The organism is Autumnicola lenta (assembly GCF_031846515.1).
GTDB classification, from domain to species: Bacteria; Bacteroidota; Bacteroidia; order Flavobacteriales; family Flavobacteriaceae; genus Autumnicola; species Autumnicola lenta.
The window spans coordinates 45,982-70,844 of the sequence record NZ_JAVRHO010000004.1; the positions used below are offsets into that span (position 1 = coordinate 45,982).

Sequence of the window (24,863 nt, forward strand, 5' to 3'; positions counted from 1 at the left end):
ATGTCCAAAAGCTCAGCAGGATTCGACTGGACGAGCATTCTAATCTACCTGGCTCTGGTTCTTTTTGGCTGGGCCAATATATATTCTGCTTCCTTAAGTGGAACCTCAACATCTTTCTTTGACCTGGATGAGGTTCACGGAAAGCAGGCGCTCTGGATTGGACTCAGCTTCTTTCTGATAATCATAATACTTTCTATAGAGGCCAAATTCTATCAGCGTTTTGCCAGTGTTTTTTATGCTTTAAATATTTTATTCCTTGCCGGTTTGTTTGTCTTCGGGAGCACTATTGCAGGACAGACCGCCTGGTATGTCATAGGTGGAGTTAGCATTCAACCGGCAGAATTTGCTAAAGTAGCTACAGCTCTTGCTGTCGCAAAATACCTTAGCGGGATAGATGTGAAGTTACAGAACTTTTCAGATCAATTAAAAGTTTTTTTGATAATCGGAATTCCGGTATTTCTCGTCCTTATGCAACCCGATGCTGGAAGCGCCCTGATCTATTTCTCATTTATTTTTCCACTCTACCGGGAAGGTCTTCATTTTGAATACATTCTTTTAGGTTTTGCTGCTGTTTTACTTTTTGTTACGACTCTTTTGTTTGGTCCATACTGGGTAATTGCAGGAACTTTGACAGCCATTGTGTTAATCTACTTTTTTAACAGGAGAAACCGTCCCAGTGCACTTAAATATCTTCTTATCGGTATAGTGGCGATAGGTTTTTCACTTTCGGTCAATTATGTCTTTCAGAACGTTTTCAAGCAGCATCACAGGGACCGCTTTAATATAGTTCTGGGGAAGGAGGTAGATTCCCGCGGAATAGGATATAATACAAATCAAAGCGAAATCGCCATCGGGAGCGGTGGATGGACCGGGAAAGGATGGACAGAGGGCACACAAACTAAAGGACATTTTGTTCCAGAACAGCATACAGATTACATATTTAGCACAGTTGGAGAAGAATGGGGCTTTCTTGGTAGCTCTTTGCTGATAATCCTGTTTGTCGCACTGCTGCTGCGACTCATTATCCTTGCAGAAAGGCAGAAAAATCAATTTCACAGAGTTTACGGATATTGTGTGGTAGGAATAATTTTTATCCATTTTCTGGTGAATATCGGGATGGTAATAGGGGTCTTTCCCACCGTGGGAATACCTCTTCCCTTTTTAAGCTATGGAGGTTCCGGGCTATGGGGCTTTACGATTCTCCTGTTTATATTTATTAAACTGGATTCGGAAAGACTGTCTTTTTAAACCTGGTAAACAGCCGACACTTAATATTTAGGAAATGAAAAACTTTGGTAAAACCATAAAAATATTTCTTGTTGATGGAGAGCCCAATGGGCGAATGACCTGTGAGCTTTCTAACTGGACGGGAAAAGCTTTTAAAATTCCCCGGAAAAAAATAAAAATTTCTTCTGATCGTCCTGAACTTGAAAATACCGGAATCTATATTCTTTTTGGACGTTCTGATAAATCCGAGAATAAAGAACTCGCTTACATAGGAGAAGCTGAGGGCATTTATAAGCGTCTAACTCAGCACCTCTCTTATAAAGATTTCTGGAATGAAGCAATTGTCTTTGTCAGCAAAGACGAAAATTTAAACAAAGCCCATATAAAATATTTAGAAAGCAGGTTATATGAAATTGCGATAAGAGTGAAAAGATATGACCTGGACAACGGAAATATCCCTCCCCGGCCTGTAATTTCCGAGTCTGATCAGGCAGAAATGGAAGAATTTCTAGAAAATATCAAACTGCTGGTTAACACCTTAGGATTTAAAATCTTTGAAGAACTCCGGGAAGACAGTCAGACAATAGAGGAAGAGATAGATAATACTTTTTATATTAATTCTACAAGAGGTGCAAATGCAAAGGGACAGCTAACGAACGAGGGTTTTGTTGTACTTAAAAATTCACAGATAGCCGGTTCTGTCACCAAATCTTTTCCAAAAAACTGGTTAAGCTTCCGTCAGAGTTTGGTAGAGGATGGCGTCATTCAAAATATAAACAATAGCCTCACTTTTGTTCAGGATTACTTATTCAGCAGTCCCTCTGCCGCCGCTGCGATAGTCATGGGAAGAAGTGCCAATGGCCTGACAGAGTGGAAGCTTGCCGACGGCCGCATACTGAAAGCCGTCGAATCTCCTGAAAATGCACTCTAATTTCAGCTATTATTTAATCATTCTATTACGTACACTGTTCAGCAACTAATAATAGTGCTGCAACAGCGAGAATAATAACTGGATAAAGTATTTTTCTTTTCATAGAATTCAAATATAAAAAAGAACGCCCCGAAAAATTTCAGGGCGTTTTGCAAATGTAAGATTTACTTCAACTAATCTTTAATATTCGCGTATTTGGAACTTTTAAAACTGTCCATCCTCATGTTGTATAAAACATTAATAGCTTCTTCCACATAAACATCACCGCTTAAGCTTCTGTGCCATCTATCCCTTTTTTCTTTGAGTATAGTATCATTTGCAAAAGCATCTTCTTCGTAAGGAAGAGAAACGTAAGTAAGATCAGTTTCGTATTCCCTAACTGAATCATATTTTTTTGCCTGCTCTGTTCTTTGCTCAATGCTCGCGGAATATTCTTCAAAATTCAGAGAGTAATTGTTATCCTCACTTTGGTTCTTAATCCATCTTGCATTTTCTTCAATAAGCTTTAGTTGAGCATTTTCACTCATTCGCTGCTTACTTTGCTCTATAGTTGCGTCCAGATCTACATAACCACTCCATTCTTCATAATCCGCAGGATCTATTTTATCCCATGGTAGTGGATTTTCCTGATCTTTCTCTCCTATATCTACAAAGCTGTACCGGTCTGGAACAACCACGTCGCTTTTAACACCTTCAAGCTGGGTGGAACCACCATTCACTCTGTAAAACTTTTGGGTTGTCAGTTTTAATGCACCAAGATCACCATAATCATTGTTTCTTAACCAACGGTTAAGATCTATAACATTTTGCACAGTACCTTTTCCGTAAGTTTGTTTGCTACCTATAATTATTGCTCGTTTATAATCCTGCATTGCGGCAGCGAGGATTTCTGAAGCTGACGCCGAAAGTTCATTTACCAAAATCACAAGCGGACCGTCCCAAAGTACTTCCGGATCTTCGTCCTCAAGCACTTCTTTTCTTTCTCCACTGGATTTTACCTGAACTATTGGTCCTTCTTCAATAAACAGCCCTGCAATATCAACTACAGTTTTTAAAGATCCTCCACCGTTATTACGTAAATCAAGCACGAGTCCTTCCATGTTTTGTTCTTTAAGGCGGATGATATCCTTTTTAATATCTGAAGCAGCATTGCGCTCTTCATAATCTTCCATATTAAAGTAAAACTTAGGAAGATTGATTAACCCGAATTTCTTTCCGTCTTTTTCCACCATAGAAGTTTTTGCATAAGTCTCTTCTATTTCAACAACATCCCGGGTAATGGTGATATCTTCAATGTTACCCATTAATTTTTTTCTAACAGTAAGGGTGACTTCAGTCCCCTTAGGACCTTTTATAAGATCTACCGCATCGTTAAGTCGCATACCTACTATACTTACAGCGGCATCCTCATCTTCTTGCTTTACTTTCAGAATTACATCTCCTTCGTCCAGCTCCTCACTTCTCCAGGCAGGACCACCCGAAATTACTTCGGTAATGGTAATGTTGTCACTCTTCTTCTGAAGTCTTGCTCCTATCCCTTCCAGCTTACCAGACATGGCAATATCAAAACGATCTTTATCCTGTGGTGCAAAATAAAAGGTATGTGGGTCAAATTCTTCTACAATAGCGTTTATGTATACTGAAAAATAATCCTCTCGTTCAAGATCATCTGTGAAATCATAATATTCGTCCAGTGTTTCAAGAGTTACTTCCCGCGCCTCTTTTTCAAGTTCGGTATCAGATTTCACTTCATAATCAGGATCATTCTCTTTCTTCTGCTCTTCCTGCTCTTTCTTATCTCTAAAAGTGATTAAAGTAGAAAATTTTAACTGCTTTCTCCAACGCTCCTTCATTTCCTCTTTAGAAGAAACATAATCCAGCTTATCATAGTCTGTATTAATATTTTCTTTCTCAGTAAAGTCGAATGGCTGGGATAGAATATCCTTGTATAAACCTCGTGCTTCTTCCATGCGCTCGTTTAAACTGCTATAGGAAAGATTGAAGAATTCGATTTCCTTATTCTTTATCTCATCATCTATAAGATCCTGATATTCACTAAACTTTTCTACATCCTTAGCATAGAAAAACCGCTTTGAAGGATCCATCGCCTCAAGGAAATCTAAATACACTTCCCTCGAAAACTCGTCATTTATTTCTCTGGCATCATAATGTCCCTGATTTAAAACATAAGTAATAAGGTCTATCAGGAGCTTATCTTTACTGGGATCGTCGAACTTTTTAGTTGTAAAACTGCATGCTGAGGCCGCCATAACCATCAGCATAATAAGAACTTTAAAATTTCTTTTCATAAACCGCATAAATTTCTTCATTATCGTCTTCCAAAATACATTAAAAACTGTGCCAACAAATATAGATGCTACTAATAATTTGTTAAACTACTAAGATAAGCTTTCATTTTGAAATTACTATTTTAGCCAAATTAAATTACCTGTTATGCCGAAAGAAAAACCACTGATTTTAGTAACCAATGATGATGGTATAACCGCCCCCGGAATACGTGCTTTGGTTGAAGTGATGAAGGAATTGGGAGACGTGATCGTGGTTGCCCCCGACAGTCCACAGAGCGGCATGGGCCACGCGATTACCATAAGCGACACTTTATTTTGTGAGCCGGTAACAATTAACAAAAATTACAAGCATAAAGAATACAGTTGTTCCGGCACCCCGGCCGACTGCGTAAAAATTGCCACGCAGGAAATCCTGCACCGAAAGCCTGATCTTTGCGTAAGCGGAATTAATCATGGCTCAAATTCGTCAATTAATGTAATTTACTCCGGCACGATGAGTGCTGCTGTGGAAGCCGGTGTGGAAGGCATTCCGGCTATAGGATTTTCACTGCTGGATTATTCTCTTACCGCAGACTTTGAACCAGCCAAAAAGTACGTAAAGAAAATCACGCAGGATGTATTGAAAAACGGACTTCCAAAAGGAGTTGTCCTAAATGTAAATTTGCCAAAATTAAGCGCTTCAAAAATTAAAGGAATAAAAGTTTGCAGGCAGGCAAACGCGCATTGGGAAGAAGAATTTGACAAGCGAACAAATCCGCAGGGCCGGGATTATTACTGGCTCACCGGGAAGTTCGTGAATAAAGATGACGGCCAGGATACAGACGAATGGGCATTAAAAAACGGATATGTTTCCGTAGTGCCGGTCCAGTTCGATCTTACCGCCCACCATTTTATAAAAGAATTAAACAGCCGCGATCTTAATGTCTAAACAGGATCTATTTATTGGATTTTTAGTAGGTCTGGCCGCAAATATTGGTGGCGTTTTTCTCTATATTTCAATTTTTTCTGAAATGAATATTGACGATACCCTGGCCGATGCTGTAAGAAACGAATATTTAGGTAAGCTCATTGCCCTGGGAGCGATACTTAATTTTCTCCCATTCTTTGTTTTTCTGAACAAAAAACAACATTACCATGCCCGCGGTGTCCTCTTCGCTACGATCTGCATCGCCGTGGCCATTGCAGTATATAAAATTGTAAGCTGAAGAAATTTTAAAACCTACAGACTTTGAAGTACTACATTATTGCAGGAGAAGCTTCAGGCGATCTGCACGCCTCCAACCTCATCAAAGCCCTAAAGGAAGTCGATGAAAATCCCGAATTTCGGTTTTGGGGAGGAGATCTCATGCAGCAACAGGGCGGCACCCTTGTAAAGCATTACCGCGACCTGGCTTTTATGGGGTTTGTGGAAGTGCTTTTTAATTTGCGTACCATCCTTAAGAATATTTCCTTTTGCAAAGAAGACATCTCCAGTTATAATCCTGACGTACTCATTTTTGTAGATTATCCGGGCTTTAATCTTCGCATTGCAAAATGGGCAAAGCAGCAGGGAATCCCCACTCACTTCTATGTTTCCCCTCAGATTTGGGCCTGGAAAGAAAACCGGATTGCAGATATAAAAAGGGACATTGATCAGATGTACGTGATTCTACCTTTTGAAAAGGAATTTTACGAGAAGAAGCACCACTTCCCGGTGCATTTTGTAGGACATCCTTTAATCGATGCCATTTCAAACAGGAAGAAAGTAGATGCTGAAGATTTTAAAAAACAATACAATCTGGATAAAAGGCCGATAATTGCCCTTTTGCCCGGCAGCCGTAAACAGGAAATATCGAAAATGCTTGAAGTGATGCTGAGTATTACTGAAGCTTACAAAGATTACCAATTTGTAATTGCCGGTGCACCCAGCCAGGAGAGGGAGTTTTACCAGCAGTTCATAAAAAAAAGCAATGTAAACCTGGTGATGAACCGCACTTACGATATTCTCGATTTGGCGCATGCGGCACTGGTAACCTCCGGGACTGCGACGCTGGAAACCGCGCTTTTTAAAGTTCCGGAGGTGGTGTGCTACAAAGGCAGTTTTATTTCCTACCATATTGCAAAGCGAATTATTCAGTTAAAGTTTATTTCTTTAGTAAATCTCATTATGGATCGGGAAGTAGTAAAGGAGCTCATTCAAAATGACTTTAATCAGAAAAACTTAAAACAAGAACTTGATAAAATCCTCCAAGGAAAAAAACGTGAAAAAATAATTGAAGATTATTATCTTTTGGAACAAAAATTAGGAGGTGCCGGCGCAAGCCAAACCACTGCCGAACTTATCTATAATGCTGCAAAAAGTTGAAAAAATGGAAAAAACTTCAGCCGTAAATCAGGTTTTCTTCAAAAGAAATAAATCAGAAATTCTTAAAAACAGACTTCTGAAATTCAGTTTACTCCTAATTTTCGCAATTTCCTTAACTTCCTGCGGCTCCTTTAGAACCAAAGTTGCTTCTAAAGACAGATCAGAAAGAATGGTTTCTTCAGAAGAAAAATTTGATTCGAGCCCAGATATTGAACCGGCAGATAAACGTGTGTACAACATCATTTCCAACGCTAAAAAGTTTGAAGGCACCGGCTATAAATATGGTGGTACTACAAAAAGAGGAATGGACTGCTCCGGGCTGGTTTATACAGCCTACCTGGAAGAAGATATTCCGCTGCCAAGAACATCACGGGCGATGTCTTTAGAAGGAAAAAGATTGTTTTTAAAAGAAGTCACTGTGGGTGATCTGCTCTTTTTCGAAACTAATAAAAACAGAAAAGTTATTAATCATGTTGGACTGGTAGTAGACGTACTGCCGGACCATATTCTTTTTATCCACTCCACAAGCTCACGCGGAGTAATAATTTCTTCACTTTCAGAAAGTTATTGGCATAATAATTTTGTGATGGCGCGCCGGGTAATTTAATTTTTCTATATCTTCAGAAGTAAATTCTTCTGTGTCTTGAGATTCTTAAATGTCACGCTGATAAAGCTATGCCTGGTTTTCCTGCTTGGTATTTTATTTGGATTCTATGCTGAGTTTTCCAGTGGGTCGATAATTGTCATTTTTGGTTCTGTACTTTTTTTCTTCATTTTCACCTTCATCAGGGCTACAAAAAATGTATTTCAGGATTTTTTCTTCGGAATAACAGCATATCTCCTCTTTTTCGCCATCGGATTGGTCACAGTTCACCTCCATGAGCCCAAAAATCAACCAAACCACTACATTCATTATTCTGAAAATGTCAATTCTGAAGACATTATTAAGGTTACCATTACAGAAAGACTAAAAGACGGATTTTATGCCGAAAAATACATTGCAGAAGCCTCTGAAGCTTATAAAAATACTTCAGAAGAAGAAACATTAACCCGAAAAAAGCTCACCGGTAGAATTTTAATCAATATTTCCAAAGATTTAACAGAATTGAACCTTAAAGTTGGCGACAAACTGCTGATTCCAGCTGCTTTGGAAGAAATAAACCAGCCTCTCAATCCGCACCAGTTCAATTACAGGGAATATATGAAGAACCTGGGTGTTCTTCGGCAAACGAACATTTCTAAACAGCAAATAGAGTTACTAAAGGACGAAAATTGGCATTTTAAAGCCATCGCTGAGAAATGGCGAAACAAAAGTATTTCCAGCCTTAGAACGCATAGTTTCCAACCTGAGGATATGGCAATTATCCAGGCGCTAATCCTGGGTAATAGAAGGGAAATATCCGCAGAAACCTATGAAAACTACGCTGCAGCCGGAGCAGTCCATATTTTGGCAGTTTCGGGCCTGCATGTGGGAATCATTCTGCTTATTCTCAACTGGCTCCTGCGTCCGGTGGAATTTTTCCCTAAAGGCAGGTACCTGAAAATGGCAATTATCGTGCTCCTGTTGTGGGCATTTGCTTTTATAGCCGGTTTGTCCCCTTCGGTAATTAGAGCGGTGACCATGTTCTCGTTTTTGGCAATTGGCATGCAGCTTAAAAGGAAAACCAGCACCATAAACACCCTGTTTATGTCACTTTTGGTACTGCTACTAATAAATCCGTATTACATTTTCCAGGTGGGCTTTCAGCTTAGTTATCTGGCAGTTTTTGCAATTGTCACCATTCAGCCAAAACTTGATAACCTCTATTCGCCCAAATATAAAATCACCGATTACTTCTGGAAAATTCTTAGCGTGAGTATTGCAGCGCAAATTGGGGTTTTGCCGTTAAGCCTGTATTATTTTCATCAATTTCCGGGTCTGTTCTTTTTGACAAATCTCGTGCTCCTTCCATTTATTGGATTTATCCTTGGAGTTGGAATTCTGATCATTTTCCTGGCGCTGATTAATGCCCTTCCGGATTTCCTCGCGGACTTCTACGGAAGTTGTATTGCGGCAATGAACTCTTTTGTAGATGTCGTAGCTGCTCAGGAAGCCTTTGTGCTCACTGATATTACGTTTTCAGCATTAATTGCAGTGCTGGCATATCTCCTGATTGTTGCCGGAATTATGCTGATTCATAAAATGAACTTCAAAAATTTGAGCTTCTTTTTATTTGCTGTTATTTTTCTGCAGTGCGGGCTCCTCTTCGAAAACTACAATTATCGACAAGCTGAAGCTGTAGTTTTTCATAAAAGTCGCGGAACTGTTTTGGGCTTCAGAAATAACGAAATACTGACTCTTTATACTTCTGAAAATATTCAACCGGATAAAGAACTATTTCTGAAGAATTATGAAGTTGCCACAAAAGCAAATACTGTGACTTCAAATGAGATGCAAAGCATCTATAACTTTTCAGGAAAAAAATTACTGGTTGTGGATAGCGCAGCCGTATATAAAATTCCGGATTTTGAACCTAATATTTTACTCCTGACAAACTCTCCAAAATTAAATCTCGACAGATTAATTACAGAACTAAATCTTCACCAAATTATCGCCGATGGTAGTAATTACAGTTCTTATGTAGAAAAGTGGAAACAAACCGCTGAAAATAAAAAAATCCCTTTCCACTATACAGGTGAAAAGGGAGCTTTTATTGTTTCATCAAAGCCGGAATAACCGTCTCTGATTATCTTTGGATTTAGTGCTTGTTCGGAAAAGCACTTAACTAATAAATTTGTAGTAAAAATTATTACATCGAGCGCAGTCGGGACGTTTTTGCTTGACCTTTCGACTCCGCTCAAGGTGACAAAAACTAAATTTAGGTGTTCAATTGGGCAATTATTTCAGTTTGTAAATTCACCTTTAAAATTCTCTCTGTACTCCGTGAAGTCCTCCTGACTGGTGAATTTTTTATACTCATCACCGGCAAATAACTTCAGAAATATCTCTAATTGTTCGGGAGTCCGGTAACCAACAACAGGAGCAATCATTTCGCCTTTTTGATCAAAAAACACCATTGTAGGATATCCTGAAATTCTCATTGCACTGGCAAATTCATGGGTACTATTCCTCCCACTACGCTCTGCGTCATATTTTGGATTTTTAAAAACCCTGTCCTTATATTCTATTTCTTCAGGACCTTCGGCATTAAATTTAACCGCATAAAAATGCTTATTCACATATTGGGCAAGATCTTTATTGGAAAACGTATTACTATCCAACATCTTACAAGGGCCGCACCAACTGGTATAAGCATCCATAAAAATGCTCTTCGGGTTTTCTTTTTGTGCATCCAGTGCCTCGTTCATACTCATCCACTCAATTTCCTGCGCCTGTGAAGCGGCACCAAAAATGGCAATTATCAGGAAAGTAAATATCTTAAGCTTCATATTTCTATTTTTTTCTTCAACAAAGCAAGAAGCATTCCTAAATTATAAGAATGCTTCTGTTATATATAGAATCTTATTCTATCTGATTCCGTGCATCTTCTTTACCAGAAATTTATTGATCGCTATCATTATTAACCCCATCAAAATGGGAATTGAAGTAAAAATGAGAAAGAACACAGATAATGAGTATTCTTCAGAAATAGCATCAATATAGCCACCTGTATAACCTCCAAGGATACCAGCTAGAGAATTGGCCATAAACCAGATCCCAAACATTAGCCCCACCAATTTTGGCGGCGACAGTTTACTTACATAAGATAATCCAACCGGAGAAACGCATAATTCCCCGATGGTATGAAAGAAATAGGCCAGGATCAACCAAATCATACTTACAGAAGCAACCTGGGCTCCCTGCGGAATTCCAGAAGCCCCGTATGCAAGAGCACCAAAGCCCACACCTAATAGGATTAGTCCGATTCCAAATTTCACCGGACCGGTGGGATTAAATCTGCTCTCCCATATCTTTGAAAACAAAGGAGCAAAAAGGATTATAAACAAAGAGTTTAAAACAGAAAACCACGAGGCCGGAACTTCTGAAGCATCTGCTATAAATTCTCTGTACAAAATATAAATTACTATTCCCCAGATAATAAAGAAGCTAATACCAAGGAAAGTGTTAGACTTGGCAAAAGAGCCAAAGGTCTGTTTAAAAAGAAGTCCCAGAACATAGGTTATTACCAGTAATGGAACTATCGTTATAATAGCATTAATTATTTTGAACGTATATGCACCGCTACCAACCAGCACCCTATCTGTATAATCTGCAGCAAAAATGGTCATGGAGCCACCTGCCTGCTCAAAAGCCCACCAAAAGAAGATGGTGAAAAGTGCAAAAACAGAAATAACGAGGATCCTGTCTCCTTTTACTCCAGCGGAAACTTCAGTTTTTTTCTCAGGCTCTTCACTTTTAAATTTCCCTCCTCCTTCAGATTTCACTTCACCTTTAATTGTCTTTTGATCTACATAATCAATTTCCTTTGTAGTTTTTAAGCCAATCTCTCCAAAAATTTTCTGGCCAAAATAGAACTGCAACATTCCAAAGAACATAAAGACACCCGCAAGACCAAAACCCCAGTGCCAGCCAATGTTTTCACCAATGTATCCACAAAGTAGAATTCCGAGAAATGCGCCGGCATTAATCCCCATATAAAAGATGGTGTAGCCAGCATCCTTTTCTTTGTCGTCTGTCTTATACAGTTGCCCTACAATAGAAGAAATATTTGGTTTGAACAATCCATTTCCGAGGATCAAAAGTATCAGCCCCAAATAGAAAAAATTGTCTGTAAAACCTTCCAGAGCCATGGATGCATGTCCCAAAGTCATTACTAGCGCACCCCATACTACCGCATTACGGTACCCCAGGAGCTTATCTGCAATTAAACCTCCAAAAATAGGCGTGACGTATACGAGGCCAATATACCATCCATATAAGATAAGCGCATCTTGTCGCTCCCAGCCCCAGCCTTCTTCCATGAGAGAGGCAGTTAAGAAAAGTACCAAAAGAGCCCGCATTCCATAATAGGAAAAACGTTCCCACATCTCTGTAAAAAACAGGACGAACAATCCCGCAGGATGTCCTAAAACTGTACGTTGATTATGTTCTGAACCTCCAAATTTGAATTCCATGTGATTCCTTTTGTATTAGGTTTTATAATTTATTCTTAATAAAATCTGTCATCTTGGTATAAAGATGAAGCCGGGTGTTCCCGCCATAGATACCATGGTCCCGGTCCGGATAAATTGCCCAGTCGAATTGCTTGTTGGCCTGGATCAAAGCTTCTACCATTCGCATTGTATTCTGAAGGTGAACATTATCATCACCACCGCCATGGATCAAAAGATAATCCCCTTCCAGCTTTTCTACGTGATTTATCGGGGAATTATCGTCGTAACCCGAAGGATTCTCTTGTGGCGTTGCCATATATCTTTCGGTATAAATACTGTCATAAAATCTCCAGCTGGTCACCGGCGCAACCGCAATGGCCATAGAAAAGGTATTGTTCCCCTGCAACAGTGCATTAGAAGACATAAAGCCACCATAACTCCAGCCCCAGATCCCAATCCTGTCTTCATCTATATAATCCATTGCTCCAAATTTTTGTGCGGCTGCAATCTGGTCTTCAACTTCGTATTTTCCTAGCTCATGCTGAGTAACTTTTTTAAATGCCGCACCTTTATAACCTGTTCCGCGGGGATCTACACAAGCAATAATGTAACCTTCATCTGCCAGTAACTGAAACCAGTAATCGTTGGAATTAAAATAAGTATTGGAAACCGACTGTGATCCCGGCCCGGAATACTGAAACATCAAAAGCGGATATTCCTTGTTTTCATCAAAATCCTGAGGCTTGATCATCCACATATTAAGCTCATTTCCATTGACTTCAATCGCAGAAAGTTCTTTTGGAGAAAAATTATAGGCTTCTTCCAGTTCCAATAATTTGCTGTTATCCTTTATTTCCCTGATGAGTTTTCCATCCTTAGCACGGTGTAAGGTATAAACATAGGGAGTTTCAGTATCAGTGAAGGAATTAATAAAGTAGGTAAAATCAGCACTAAAATCGGCACTATTAGTTCCTGTTTCCGGAGTTAAAAGTTCTTTCCTTTTACCCTTCGAATTTATAGAATATACCGCCCTGTTGACACTTCCTGTTTCTGTGCTTTGATAGAAAATTTTCTTCTTTTTGCGATCAAAGCCATAATAATTTGTCACTTCCCAGTCTCCTGAAGTTACCTGATTAATCAAATATCCTTTATCATTGTAATGATAAATATGATTAAAACCATCTTTTTCACTGGTCCAGATAAAGCTGTTATCCTCTAAAAAAGTCAGGTTATCGGTAATGTCTATATAAGCTTTGTTAGTTTCATTCAGGATCACTTCTTTACTGTTATCTTCTGCATTTACAAAGATAAGATCGAGACCATTCTGGTGGCGATTAATCACCTGTACACTTAGCAACATTGGATCTGCACTCCACTTGATCCTTGGGATATAAAAATCGGTATATTCACTTAAATCTATTTCCTGACTCTCTTCGGAAACTACATCGTACATGTGCAGCGATACCAGCGAATTCGTTTCACCTGCCTTGGGATATTTAAAAGTATATTCTGAAGGATATAAGCTCTGTCCAAAGATATCCATAGAGAATTCCGGAACTTTAGATTCGTCGAACTTGATATAAGCTATTTTTTCACCTGAAGGATTCCACTGGAAAGCTTTTACAAAAGCAAATTCTTCTTCATAAACCCAATCGGTCACTCCATTTATAATCTTGTTTTTCTCACCATCAAAAGTTACCTGTGTTTCCTCTCCGGAAGCGATATCGTAAACAAAAATATTATTATCGAAAACATATGCTATTTTGGAAGCATCTGGCGAAAAAGTTGGCTCCTGAACCATTTTATCGGTTAACTTTGTTAATTCCTTAGTTTGAAAATTGAAGAAATAGTAGATCCCTCGGGAAGATCGTCTGTATATTTTCTCTGAAGCTGTATTGATCAGGATTTTACCCTCATCTTCACTTAATTCGAAATCCTGAAAGGAGGAAATTTCAGGAAGATCTGCACTATTCAGCATGGTGCGAACCTGCCCGCCGGTACTGTAATTATACACATCTATAGTAGTCTTTTCCGCATTTCTATCGCTATTCAACACAAGGTATTCCTTGCCATTTTTTAGGGACTGCAGCGACTGCAATCGCTCCTGCCGGAATGTACCATTCCAAATTTCTTCAAGGGTGATCTCTTTTTCCTGGGCATGAACAAAAGAGGTTGCAATTAATAAAAACGTAGCAACAAGTTTAGGGAACTTCATTAATTTTTATAATTTTTACGAAAGGCCAAGTTTACTAAATTTTCAGCAAAAAAAGGAGCGTTTATATGTTAAATGCTAATAATCTGTTAATGGAAATTTCGCTTTTAAGCTGTATCTACCTGGCCTTTCAGGTTATACTCCTAGAAATAACAATTGTATATTTGAACTTTCAAAAATCAACCCAAAAATGACAGAACCCGTAGCCGGTTTTTCCAAATTCAGCAAAGAAGAAAAGATTCAGTGGCTTAGCAATAATTATCTAAATAATGATCCAGGGGCAGTTAAAGTCTTAAAGCAGTATTGGAACAGAGAGGATAAGCTCCAGCAGTTACATGATGAATTTACAGAAAATACTATATCCAATTTCTACCTTCCTTTTGGTCTTGCCCCCAATTTTTTAATTAACGGCAGACTAATCGCGATTCCCATGGTCATTGAGGAAAGCTCGGTAATTGCTGCAGCAAGTAAAGCCGCCAAATTCTGGGGAAGCCGGGGCGGATTTAAAGCCACGGTGCTAAACACAAAGAAGATTGGCCAGGTTCATTTTATTTACAAAGGGGATTTTAGCAAACTGCAAAGATTTTTTACTGAAGTAAAATCCCAATTGCTTGATGCGGTAAAGCCTATCACCAAAAATATGGAAAAGCGCGGTGGCGGTGTTCTGGAGGTGGAGCTTAGAGATAAAACCGAAAAACTCGAAAACTATTATCAGTTGCACTGCAATTTCGACACGAGAGATTCTATGGGTGCAAACTTTATTAATTCCTGTCTCGAAAAATTTGCTGAAGTATTACAGAACGAAGCCCATAATTATTCAGATTTTACTGCTGAAGAAAAAGATATCGAGATCCTGATGAGCATTCTTTCCAATTATGTTCCGGAGTGTCTTGTGAGAGCTGAAGTTTCCTGCCCTCTGGATGAACTTTCTGATGATCCCAAGTTGGACGGTCAAGAATTCGCAGATAAGTTTCTTAGAGCAATTCGTATTGCTGAAGTTGAAAAACATCGTGCTGTCACCCATAACAAAGGAATCATGAACGGGATCGACGCAGTTGTACTCGCTACAGGAAATGATTTCAGAGCCGTGGAAGCAGGAGTTCATGCCTACGCTTCAAAAGATGGTGAATATACCAGTCTCACCCATGCTTCAGTTGAAAACGGAATCTTCAGGTTTTGGATGGAAATTCCCCTTGCCCTCGGCACCGTTGGCGGACTTACAAGCCTTCATCCCCTGGTAAAATTAGCGCTTCAGATCCTTCAAAAACCTTCCGCAGAAGATTTAATGAAAATTGTTGCTGTGGCAGGCCTGGCTCAGAATTTTGGTGCGGTTAAATCTTTAATAACAACAGGAATTCAACAGGGGCACATGAAGATGCACCTTATGAATATTCTTAATCAACAACATGCAACGCCGCAGGAAAAAGAAATTATTATAGATTTCTTCAGAAAAAATAAAGTTTCGCACAGTAGCGTGATAGATCAGCTCGAAAAAATCAGAAAACAATGAAAAAATTCCACAGTAACGGTAAATTACTCATCACGGGCGAATATGCAGTTTTAAACGGAGCGAAAGCATTGACTGTCCCAACGAAATTTTCTCAGGATCTTATAATTCACGAAAGTGAAGTGTCTATCCTAAACTGGAAGAGCTTTGACCAGGATGATAAAGTATGGTTTGAGGGAGAATTTAAGATTGAAAACGGAGAAGTAAAGTGCATCTCAGAAAATGCTTCTTCTGAAGTTGCTAAACGCTTAATTCAGATTTTACAGGCTGCGTATCATTCAAATCCTGAAGTATTTGCTGAAAACAGGGGATATAACGTAGATACGAAATTGAATTTTGACCAAAATTGGGGTTTGGGAACCTCCTCTACTCTCATAAATAATATTGCACAATGGTTCGACATTGATGCATACCAACTTTTAGCAAAAACTTTTGGTGGCAGCGGATTCGACATTGCTGCTGCGCAAAATAATAATCCTGTGACTTATCAATTAACAGGAACCGGAAGAACGGTCTTAAATGCCGATTTTCATCCTGCTTTTAAAGATGGCCTGTTTTTTGTTTATCTGAACAACAAACAGAACAGCAGGCAGGCCATTGCTCACTATAAAAATCAGCCACAGGAGAACCTGAATGTTCTAATTGAGAAAATTTCTAATATTACCCTTCAATTTATTGAATGCACAAGTCTAGCAGAGTTTGAAATGCTTATTGAAATTCATGAGACGCTCATTTCTCAGGCAATAAACCTTCCGAAGGTGAAAACGGAGCTGTTTAATGACTATCCGCGTAAAATAAAAAGCCTTGGCGGCTGGGGCGGTGATTTTGTAATGGCCACCGGAGGAGAAAACGAAAAAGAGTATTTCCGAAGTAAGGGTTACAACACCATCTTTTCTTATGAAGATATTATATTGTAGATATTTTTCAAGTAAAGAACCCTGCGCTACAGGAAATGCCTGAAAAATTGCTTTTAAATGATAAAATGTTGGTCCTTGGTCTAATCTCTGGATCAGGCAGCAATATACTCACTCTTATACGTTAATAATTGCCATTTTTGAGGCTTCATCTTAGAATAACTACAAGACCAGTCAGGTTTTAAAAACCTGGCTGGTCTGAGCTTTACCAAGAAGTATAGCACTGAACAGCTTGAGGTAACCATATTTGCCATTTTCGAGGCATCGCCTAAGATGCCCTGCCTTAGCGCACACGCCCAGGAAATTTCATTTAAAAATTCATACGATTTAGAAGTGAAATTGGATTTCACAGCATGTTATTACCCTTCCGTCTTTATCAGCGAAGCTGATAAAGCCACCTTCCCTTGAAAAAAGGGAAGGAGCCTTTAACTTGATCTTACTGGCCTTTCAGCATGCACCTGCAAAATCGGCAATTATCGGCATACAGCTGATTGCGGTTCTATTAATCTTAGTTATAATTATTCGTGCATTGGTGGTTACAAATCTTAATACCAAAATATTTAGCCAAAAATTCACCCGAAAAAGTAAATACTTCAAAATGGCAATTATCGTACATTAAACAAAAAAGTCTCCGTAGTGGAGACTTTTTTATATCATATGTTATTTAACTGAAACTTCTAGTAGAAGTTAGACCTGTTATCTTCAATCTCAGCATTTTTCTTTAGAGCTTCAAAAACTCTTGTACTGGCTTCCTGACGGCGACGCATTGTTTCCTGTTGTGCTACAGCATTGTAAGAGTTTAAGGCCGGAGCTTCATTTTTAGCTGTTACTTCAACCACATAAACTCCTTTATCTCCCGCGATAGGTGCGCTAAGGTTTCCGGTTTCCAACCCAAATGCAGTACCAACCACTTCTGGTTCGCTACCGGCACCAGGCAATGTAGGATTGTTAAGATTAACCGCGTTGGCTGTCTGAACTATTACATTTTGGTTTTCAGCTATAGCCTCTAACGTATTACCACTAATTTCCTCTTTAATAATCTCAGCTTTTTTACGCTTTGTTAGTATCGGAATAACAGTAGAAGAAGCTTCTTCGGCACTCATTAATCCAGCACCTTTTTTTGAAGTTAATTGTGCAACAACATAACCATTAGGCGTATCAAAACGTTTAACCTCTCCCACTTCCACATCTTCTTCAAATGCCCATTGTATTACACCTCTTTGAGGACCAACACCGGGAAGATTTTCGTCAAGTGCTTTTACTTGTTGAACTGTCCTTACATTATAGTTTTCACTTTTTGCCTGTTCAGTAAAATCGCCGTCAGCTGCAGCAATCTGGAATTTTGTCACCTCGTTAAAAAGGTCACTTCTGGAGCTTTCTGATGGAACGACTTCTTTTGTCACAGTAGCAATTTTAACTGCTTTCTCTTCTTCCGTCTGCTCATCTATGGAAATAACGTGATAACCCAATTCTGTTTCCACAACACCTACATCACCTTCTTCATTATCAAAAACGTAATCTTCAAAAGCGGGAATCATTTGTCCCGGAGAAAACCATCCCAAGTCTCCCGCATTTTGTTCTTTAGAACGATCTGAAGAAAATTGTGAAACTAAATCTCCAAATTTTGACTGATCTCTTCTTACCACATTAGCAAGGCTATCTGCAAGCGCTTCTGCTTCTGCTTTGGTTCTAGTAGCTTCAGGATCTATTTGCGCTCCCTCATAAGTAACTAAAATATGGCTGGCTTTTACGGAATCAGGAATCTGTCTGGTTTCCAGCATTCTTGTTATTTTCCAGGCATTATTTTCTTCGTAAGGACCATAGGTTTCTCCTTCTGAAAGATTAAAAATCTGCTCTGCATGCTCTCCGGAAAGATCACTTCTAAACTGAAACTGATCCTGAAAAGGAGTATCTGAGTATTGATTAACAAAATCCTCAACATCTTCTGTAGCACCAAATCCTGAAATGGTATCATTTGCTCCTGAAGCAGAATTATACTCTGCCCTGTTCTGCATCAAAGACTGGATTTCTTCCTTTGCTTCAGATTTATCTTCAGAAGAGGCAGTTTCTTCAAAATATACATACTGAAGGTTTACAGCTTTTTCAGTCTCAAATCTGGCCGGATGATTTTTTACATATTCGTTTATTTCAGATTTACTAACCTCCACCTCATCATCTGGAACGGAAGTGTATGGAACCTGAACGAAGCTAAGATCGATATTGTCATTTTCTAACCTGTAAGCTTGCTCAGCTTCGGTTACTGTTGCACCAACACCTGCGCTTATCATGTTAAAGTAAAGATTCTGGCGGGCAGTTGCTGCCATGTTCTGAGTGTATTGCTGCCATTGAGCATAAGCCTGAGGAGAAGTAGCTCTCATATTGGCCACGTATTCCTTCAACCTGTTCTCGTCAAACATTCCTGCTTCGTTCTGGAAGTTAGGATTATTTGCCATCTGAACTCTGATCATCTGCGTTATTTGATCTTCTTCAGCCCTTAAACCTATCTCTTCCAGTTGATCTTTAATAATGATCTCTCTAAGTTTTAGCTCCCAAACCCTGTTAGCAGCCTGGATATCGCTTACATTTCCTCTCGTATTACGCTGAAGGGCCTCTACCTGCTGTGCAAATTCTTCCCGACTAACTTCTTCTCCATTTACTGTAGCAATGACGTTTTGTGACTTCTGTGAAGACAATCCGCCATTACGTATAACATCTGCCAAAACAAAAGAGAACAGAGCCAAAGCAATGATGATAATTAAGAAAACAGAACGCTGTCTGATTTTATTTAATACTGCCATTTGTAATTAATTTTTTATCAAAATATAGTGGGCGAAAATAGTGTTTTTAGCCTAATTATAAAACTTATAATTAGCAAAATATTAACTCGCAGAAAATTAGTCAGCAGGTTTGACTTTTACCTCTACCACCTCAATTTTTGTATTGGAAACTTCGAGGATCAGGAATTCAAAATTTTCAATTTTAAGAACCTCTCCCTGCTGCGGAATTTCTTCAGTATGATTTACAATATACCCCCCAAGGGTTTCATAGTTTTCACCAACCGGAATGTCCAGTTTGTAAGCTTCATTTACATAATCTACTTCTGTCCTTGCAGAGAAACGGTAATAATCTTCATCAAGTTTTTCCTCAATTAGAATGGCGGAATCATGCTCATCCTCAATTTCCCCAAAAAGTTCCTCGACAATATCTTCTACAGTCATCATCCCGCTTGTACCACCGTATTCGTCTATAACAACGGCTATGCTTTTTCGCTTTTTGATTAGTACGTTAAGAACATCTTTCACCCACATGGTTTCCGGAACAAAAACAACAGGTAAAAGCACAGATTTTATGGATGTTGGCTTTTTGAACAATTCGAATGAATGAACGTAGCCTATAATATCGTCTATGGTTTCGTTATAAATCAGGATTTTGGACAAACCGGTTTCTGTAAATTTATTAATAAGATCCCCTGGGTTTTCTTTTTGATCGACCGCAATAATTTCTGTCCTGGGAATCATTACCTCGCGGGCTTTAATTTCAGAAAATTCTAAGGCATTCTGAAAAATCTGGATCTCGGAATCTACTTCTTCATTCTCCTCTACGGTTTCCATCTGCTCACTTATAAAATTTCCAAGCTCTACCTTGGTAAAAGCAAGTTGAACCTCGTCCCCTTCAGTTTTAAAAAACCTCTTCAGCACCTTGTCTGAAACCCATATGACAAAAGAAGAAATAAAACTAAAGAGCAGGTAAAAGAAATAAGCCGGTACGGCAAAAAGCTTAAGCATGGAATTGGCATAAATCTGAAAGAAAACCTTTGGAAGAAATTCCGCAGTTAGCAAAATAACCAAGGTAGATATTACCGTTTGGGTAAAAAGGCTTAAATCTACAATGAGATATCTTAGTATATCATTCTCCACTGGACGCATTCCCACAAGCCATTCCATTAAGAGATCACCCATAAAAAAGCCGTAGACAACAAGTGCGATATTATTCCCTACCAGCATGGTAGCAATAAATTTGGAAGGTTTTTTTGTGAGCTTTTTCAGAACCGTAGCAAGAAAATCGTTCTGACGTTTTTCAATTTCAATAAAAATCTTATTGGAGGAAACGTACGCGATTTCCATTCCGGAGAAAAAAGCAGAAAATACAAGGGAAAGAACAATAATTAGAACATCTATATTCATATAGATTATTTGTTTCGGTCCTTAAGCTTTTTTCTAAAGCGCCTTTTAAAGAAAAACATGAAGATGGAAATTAGAGCGAAAAATATGAATATATAAGCTCTGTCCCTTTCGAGATCCCATATCCTGATAGTTTCAAAGATGAAGAATGCAGCAAAAGCTAAATATGCATATTCAAAAAATTTGAAGTATTTACTCATCCTCTTCTTCGTCTATTATTTGTACTCCTACGTTTGTCCTGGAACGGAAATTACCGAAATTTTGGTTAGAATCAAAACCCTGTCCTTCGTTTACAGCACCATTTGGGAATTTGATGGTGTTAGCCCTGTCTGTAAATACCCAGCTCCTGTTCTGATCCCAATAAAGCTGATTCGCTTCTAACTGGGTGCTATCACTAGTAACAATAATTACGTTGCCCCTAAGATCAATTAAACCCGTTTCCTCATATATAATACCATAATTGGAATTTACAGTGTTCTTCTTATTCTCTTCATCAAAAAACTCTACTTCAACCCCATCAGGAAATTCCCGGTAAGGGAATTCTTTATTGGTGTAATCGAACATTTTAGGACTACGCAAAATAGCAACGAGCCTGCCAGAATCAGTGAACTTAAGATTTAAACCTTCAGCAACCGCCTGCGGCGAATCTCCCTCTAAGTCCATTTCACGGACTTCATTCAAGTTGCCCTGGCATGAAAAAAGTATTGTCACGCCGATAAGCGTGACAATACCTGAAATTATATGATTATATGTAAACTTCATTCTACATCTGAGGGATACGGACTGTCTCACCAATCCAGCATCCTATTTGTATCGCTTCTCCTGCACTTCTACCAGCCTGGAATACTTCAGACTTCTGGGGAGCTCTACCTCTATAACTTGCTGCTGCCTGGCTTGCATTACTGGAGATAGAAGGATCTACCCTACCTGCCCTTGCAGCGTAATCTGCAGCCAACCAGTAGACCGCTCTTTTGTTGAAAGGAGTATCACCACAATTGTTAGCACTCTGAGCAATCATATTAGCGATTTGCAAGTAAGCAGTCCCCATAGAAGGTCTTGCTTCCAAAGCTCTTCTATAATAAGTTCTTGCCTGACCAAAGCTTCCTCTTTCTTTATAGTTGCTTGCAATTCTATAGTAAATCCTTGCCTGATCACTAGGATCTTCCTCTAACTCTGCAGCTTCATTATAATACTCAAGAGCTTTAGCTCTGTCGCCATCAGCCTCTGCCAATTGTCCTAATGAGAAAGCAGAATTTGCGGAAGGCTGTAACTGGTGTAAAGCTTCAGAAACCTCGAAAAATAACGGATCTTCTGTACAGTCTTTAGCAGACAACCTGGCGTTGGCATTCTGCAACCAATCTACATCTGATTTCCTTTCTTCGAAATCTTTCTTGTACAAAGGAATAAGGTTATCACAATCTGCCCTTGCTCCCAACTTAGCATTAAGTGCATTTTTAACCATATTGTAATTATTCAGGTTAATTTCAGCATACTTGATTTGCGTTGTTTCTTTAGAAGTAAGCTCTTCACCTGCCTCCTGCTTTTCAAGAAGCGGAGCTAAATTTTCAGCAGCATCATTCTCTTCTTCTTCTATTTTAGCCATTACCCTATCGTAAATGTCAAAAACATCCTGAAGTTCTCTGTCTCCTGCATCCTGCATTTCTACCATCAGGTCAAAATATGCATAAAGACCTTTTGCACTGGTAAAATTCTCACTATCCTCAGTATATGCTTTATCATATGCGTTATACAACTCTTCTTTAGTACCTATTTTATTATCGTACTTAAGTTGTGCAATATCACCATAAACTTTCCCTTTACTTGTTTGTTCAGGATAAAGCTCAAGACGCTGCTCCCATACAGAAACAAGTTCTTCTATAAGAGGTTCTTTTTCTGCCTCGCTTCCAGCTTTATTAATTTTATCTTCTAAAATCCTTTCAAGATATTGGTATGTTGCCAAACTGTAGTCCGGACATTTCTCCCTAACATTTTGCAGAGGCTGGTAAGCCGCGTCATAATTTTTAGCTTTGGCATCATCATACGCCAGTGCAGCCATCGTTGGACAATCATTGGACTGCGCACTTATTACGCCTGAACCTAATAACGCCCCAGTGACTAATGCTATAAATTTCGTTTTCATTTTTTATGTATTTGATTAATTAAATCTTCTTCTTTCAAACCACTTATCATTTAAAGACAATCCTATTGAAACCTTAAAAAAGTTTTCCTGTATTAATCCTGAATCTGTTGTACCGCGCTGACCATACTCGATTCCCAGATTTAAATTGGAAAATTGTGCTCCTACAGGTAATCCCACTCCAAAAGATATGCCAAACTCATTTATACTTTGATTGTTGAGCTGCAGCCCTGTCTCTTCATATCTAAAACCGCCACGATATACCGCCCTTCCAAGGTAACTGGTAAAAGAGTTATAACGCGGAATATAATACCCTCCAACTCTGTACTGCGCGGCGTCCATATATTCAGCATCATCTGAATTGTTTAAAAGAAAAGAACTTTTTCCAATGCTGTTATATTCCCCACCGATAAACCATTTTCGGGGTTCTCCAATCCCCCCGCCAAGAGTAAACTGTCCCGGAAGAGCAAATTCTGTATCAGCCACATCGAGGTTCCTTGCTTCTACAATAGCTTCGCCTGTAGGAATAAAAGCCACCGTAGCCAGCTCTCTGAAATTTTCTGAAGAAAGATTTACTTCAGGAGCATAGGTACCCGCCACATGCAATCTTAGGTCATCTGAAAGCATGGCCTGATAATCTAATCCAAAGTTAAAGTTAAACCCCTGAATATCTGAGCGACGTATATCCCTTGTTCCATACTGGATATCCTCACGAACGACGACTCTTCTGTTTTGAAAATTTCCGAAGTTATAGTTGGCATCAACACCAATACTAAAGTTTTTATTAAACTGATATCCGGCTGAAAGAAAAACTTTATTCATCCCTCCCCGTCCATTAAGTCTACTCGCAACATCCTCATTCACATCTAAGACCCTATATCCCACAGAGGTGTATGGCACCAAACCCAGTCCAAAACCTAAATTGTTTCCAACAGGAATTCCTATACCTAAATAATCCAAAGAAGAAATTTCAGCTTCACTCTCGGCTTCATCAGACTTAAGGGTAGTCCTTTCATGACTGGCACCCAAACTATATGTTGTAAGTCGAAGTCTACCATATGAAGCGGGATTTCTAAGGTTTAAATGTATGCTATCAGAAAAAATACTTAACCCACCCATAGCCCTGTTTTCAACAGTTCCTTTAAAGTTAGTAAGTCCTATGCCGTAGTATGAATATGGAGAAGCAATGTTCTCCTGAGCAGCCGTCAAGGCGGTAGATAGAATAGCTACGATTACCAGAAATCGTTTTATCATTGAGTCTTATTAAATTCTAAAATGTGGTTCAATCCCTCCAGGAGAAAATTTGAATTGGCAAATATGCCATTTTTTAACCGCATTGACAAAAATTGAGTATCTCCACCTGTTAAAATAATTGTTAAATCTTTGTATTCAGTGGCATACGAGGCCATTACACCTTCAATTTCCAGCAGCAGTCCGTTTACCACTCCAGAGTTAATAGACCCTTCTGTAGAAGTGCCGATTAACTGCAAATTCTCTCCTGGTTTTAATAACGGCAAGTTTGCCGTAAACTTGTGCAGCGCCTTAAATCTCATTTCCAGACCGGGAGAAATAGCACCACCTAAATACTCTTCTTTTTTATTTTTAAAGTCGAAAGTCACACAAGTCCCTGCATCAACAACCAATGTGTTCTTCTGGGGGAATTTTGCCACAGCCGCGGCGACCAGGGCAATTCTATCTTTCCCCAAAGTAGAAGGAGTAGCATATTTATTTTTAAAGGGCAGTGATAAAGCCGGAGTCAGTTCAATAAGATTTGTGCTTTGCTGAAGTATTTTTTTTTCTTCAGAAATGGTATTCACTACACTGGAGAGCATGCAATCTTTAATTTCCGGAAACTGATCTTTTATTTTTCGAAAATTTTTAAAAAAATCTGACAGGGAAAAAATCCGTTTATCTAAAAGGCTATTCTTTTGAAAAACAGCCATTTTAACCGAAGTATTTCCAATATCTACTACTAAATTCATGAGGCAAAATTTGAAATTACTAAAT

The 24,863-nt window shown here is 38.9% G+C and carries 19 protein-coding genes; 9 read left to right on the top strand and 10 right to left on the bottom strand.

Annotation, left to right across the window (positions count from 1 at the left end; genetic code table 11):
* Complete coding sequence (gene rodA, locus RM545_RS03565; protein ID WP_311493944.1) at positions 1 to 1,248, top strand: rod shape-determining protein RodA; 1,248 nt, start codon at positions 1 to 3, stop codon at positions 1,246 to 1,248.
* Between the two features lie 34 nt (positions 1,249 to 1,282).
* Positions 1,283 to 2,158, top strand: coding sequence for a GIY-YIG nuclease family protein (locus RM545_RS03570; protein WP_311493945.1), 876 nt, complete (start codon positions 1,283 to 1,285; stop codon positions 2,156 to 2,158).
* A 173-nt stretch (positions 2,159 to 2,331) separates the two neighbouring features.
* Here RM545_RS03570 and RM545_RS03575 read toward each other — a convergent pair whose 3' ends face one another.
* Positions 2,332 to 4,467 carry a carboxy terminal-processing peptidase gene (locus RM545_RS03575; RefSeq protein WP_311493946.1) on the bottom strand — a complete coding sequence of 712 codons (2,136 nt, stop codon included), beginning with the start codon at positions 4,465 to 4,467 and terminating at the stop codon, positions 2,332 to 2,334.
* A gap of 145 nt (positions 4,468 to 4,612) precedes the next feature.
* Here RM545_RS03575 and surE point away from each other — a divergent pair, with 145 nt between their 5' ends.
* The 5 genes from surE to RM545_RS03600 are packed head-to-tail and all read left to right on the top strand — an operon-like array spanning position 4,613 to position 9,527.
* Positions 4,613 to 5,395: a 5'/3'-nucleotidase SurE gene (gene surE / locus RM545_RS03580; RefSeq protein WP_311493947.1), complete on the top strand. Its 783-nt coding sequence runs from the start codon at positions 4,613 to 4,615 to the stop codon at positions 5,393 to 5,395.
* Complete coding sequence (locus RM545_RS03585; protein WP_311493948.1) at positions 5,388 to 5,672, top strand: hypothetical protein; 285 nt, start codon at positions 5,388 to 5,390, stop codon at positions 5,670 to 5,672. The genes surE and RM545_RS03585 overlap by 8 nt, the downstream gene beginning before the upstream one ends.
* 23 nt (positions 5,673 to 5,695) lie before the next feature.
* Positions 5,696 to 6,811: a lipid-A-disaccharide synthase gene (gene lpxB, locus RM545_RS03590; protein ID WP_311493949.1), complete on the top strand. Its 1,116-nt coding sequence runs from the start codon at positions 5,696 to 5,698 to the stop codon at positions 6,809 to 6,811.
* Between the two features lie 4 nt (positions 6,812 to 6,815).
* Entirely contained in the window at positions 6,816 to 7,418 is a 603-nt protein-coding gene (locus tag RM545_RS03595) for a C40 family peptidase (protein ID WP_311493950.1), read from the top strand.
* A 36-nt stretch (positions 7,419 to 7,454) separates the two neighbouring features.
* On the top strand, positions 7,455 to 9,527 hold the full coding sequence (locus RM545_RS03600) for a ComEC/Rec2 family competence protein (RefSeq protein ID WP_311493951.1): 2,073 nt from the start codon (positions 7,455 to 7,457) through the stop codon (positions 9,525 to 9,527).
* A gap of 167 nt (positions 9,528 to 9,694) precedes the next feature.
* On the opposite strand, the gene RM545_RS03605 is transcribed toward RM545_RS03600, so the two are convergent.
* The 3 genes from RM545_RS03605 to RM545_RS03615 form a co-directional block, all read right to left on the bottom strand.
* Entirely contained in the window at positions 9,695 to 10,240 is a 546-nt protein-coding gene (locus RM545_RS03605; RefSeq protein WP_311493952.1) for a thioredoxin family protein, read from the bottom strand.
* A 78-nt stretch (positions 10,241 to 10,318) separates the two neighbouring features.
* Positions 10,319 to 11,926, bottom strand: coding sequence for a peptide MFS transporter (locus RM545_RS03610; protein ID WP_311493953.1), 1,608 nt, complete (start codon positions 11,924 to 11,926; stop codon positions 10,319 to 10,321).
* Positions 11,927 to 11,948: 22 nt separating this feature from the next.
* Entirely contained in the window at positions 11,949 to 14,120 is a 2,172-nt protein-coding gene (locus RM545_RS03615) for a S9 family peptidase (protein ID WP_311493954.1), read from the bottom strand.
* Between the two features lie 175 nt (positions 14,121 to 14,295).
* Between RM545_RS03615 and RM545_RS03620 the strand changes: the two genes are divergently transcribed.
* Both RM545_RS03620 and RM545_RS03625 read left to right on the top strand, forming a co-directional pair.
* A complete protein-coding gene (locus RM545_RS03620) occupies positions 14,296 to 15,627 on the top strand; it encodes a hydroxymethylglutaryl-CoA reductase, degradative (protein ID WP_311494079.1) in 1,332 nt (443 codons plus the stop codon).
* Positions 15,624 to 16,541, top strand: a complete 918-nt coding sequence (locus RM545_RS03625; protein ID WP_311493955.1) for a GYDIA family GHMP kinase — start codon at positions 15,624 to 15,626, stop codon at positions 16,539 to 16,541. Before RM545_RS03620 ends, RM545_RS03625 begins: the two co-directional genes overlap by 4 nt.
* Before the next feature lie 674 nt (positions 16,542 to 17,215).
* Here RM545_RS03625 and RM545_RS03630 read toward each other — a convergent pair.
* From RM545_RS03630 to RM545_RS03655, 6 genes are all read right to left on the bottom strand, one after another.
* Positions 17,216 to 19,336, bottom strand: a complete 2,121-nt coding sequence (locus RM545_RS03630) for a peptidylprolyl isomerase (protein ID WP_311493956.1) — start codon at positions 19,334 to 19,336, stop codon at positions 17,216 to 17,218.
* Between the two features lie 96 nt (positions 19,337 to 19,432).
* A complete protein-coding gene (locus RM545_RS03635) occupies positions 19,433 to 20,722 on the bottom strand; it encodes a hemolysin family protein (RefSeq protein ID WP_311493957.1) in 1,290 nt (429 codons plus the stop codon).
* A 189-nt stretch (positions 20,723 to 20,911) separates the two neighbouring features.
* Positions 20,912 to 21,481, bottom strand: a complete 570-nt coding sequence (gene lptC / locus RM545_RS03640; RefSeq protein WP_311493958.1) for an LPS export ABC transporter periplasmic protein LptC — start codon at positions 21,479 to 21,481, stop codon at positions 20,912 to 20,914.
* A 1-nt stretch (position 21,482) separates the two neighbouring features.
* Positions 21,483 to 22,859 carry a hypothetical protein gene (locus tag RM545_RS03645; protein WP_311493959.1) on the bottom strand — a complete coding sequence of 459 codons (1,377 nt, stop codon included), beginning with the start codon at positions 22,857 to 22,859 and terminating at the stop codon, positions 21,483 to 21,485.
* Between the two features lie 15 nt (positions 22,860 to 22,874).
* Entirely contained in the window at positions 22,875 to 24,110 is a 1,236-nt protein-coding gene (bamG, locus tag RM545_RS03650; RefSeq protein ID WP_311493960.1) for a BamG family beta-barrel-assembly machinery protein, read from the bottom strand.
* Positions 24,107 to 24,838 carry a type III pantothenate kinase gene (locus RM545_RS03655; protein WP_311493961.1) on the bottom strand — a complete coding sequence of 244 codons (732 nt, stop codon included), beginning with the start codon at positions 24,836 to 24,838 and terminating at the stop codon, positions 24,107 to 24,109. Before RM545_RS03655 ends, bamG begins: the two co-directional genes overlap by 4 nt.
* Positions 24,839 to 24,863: the final 25 nt, after the last annotated feature.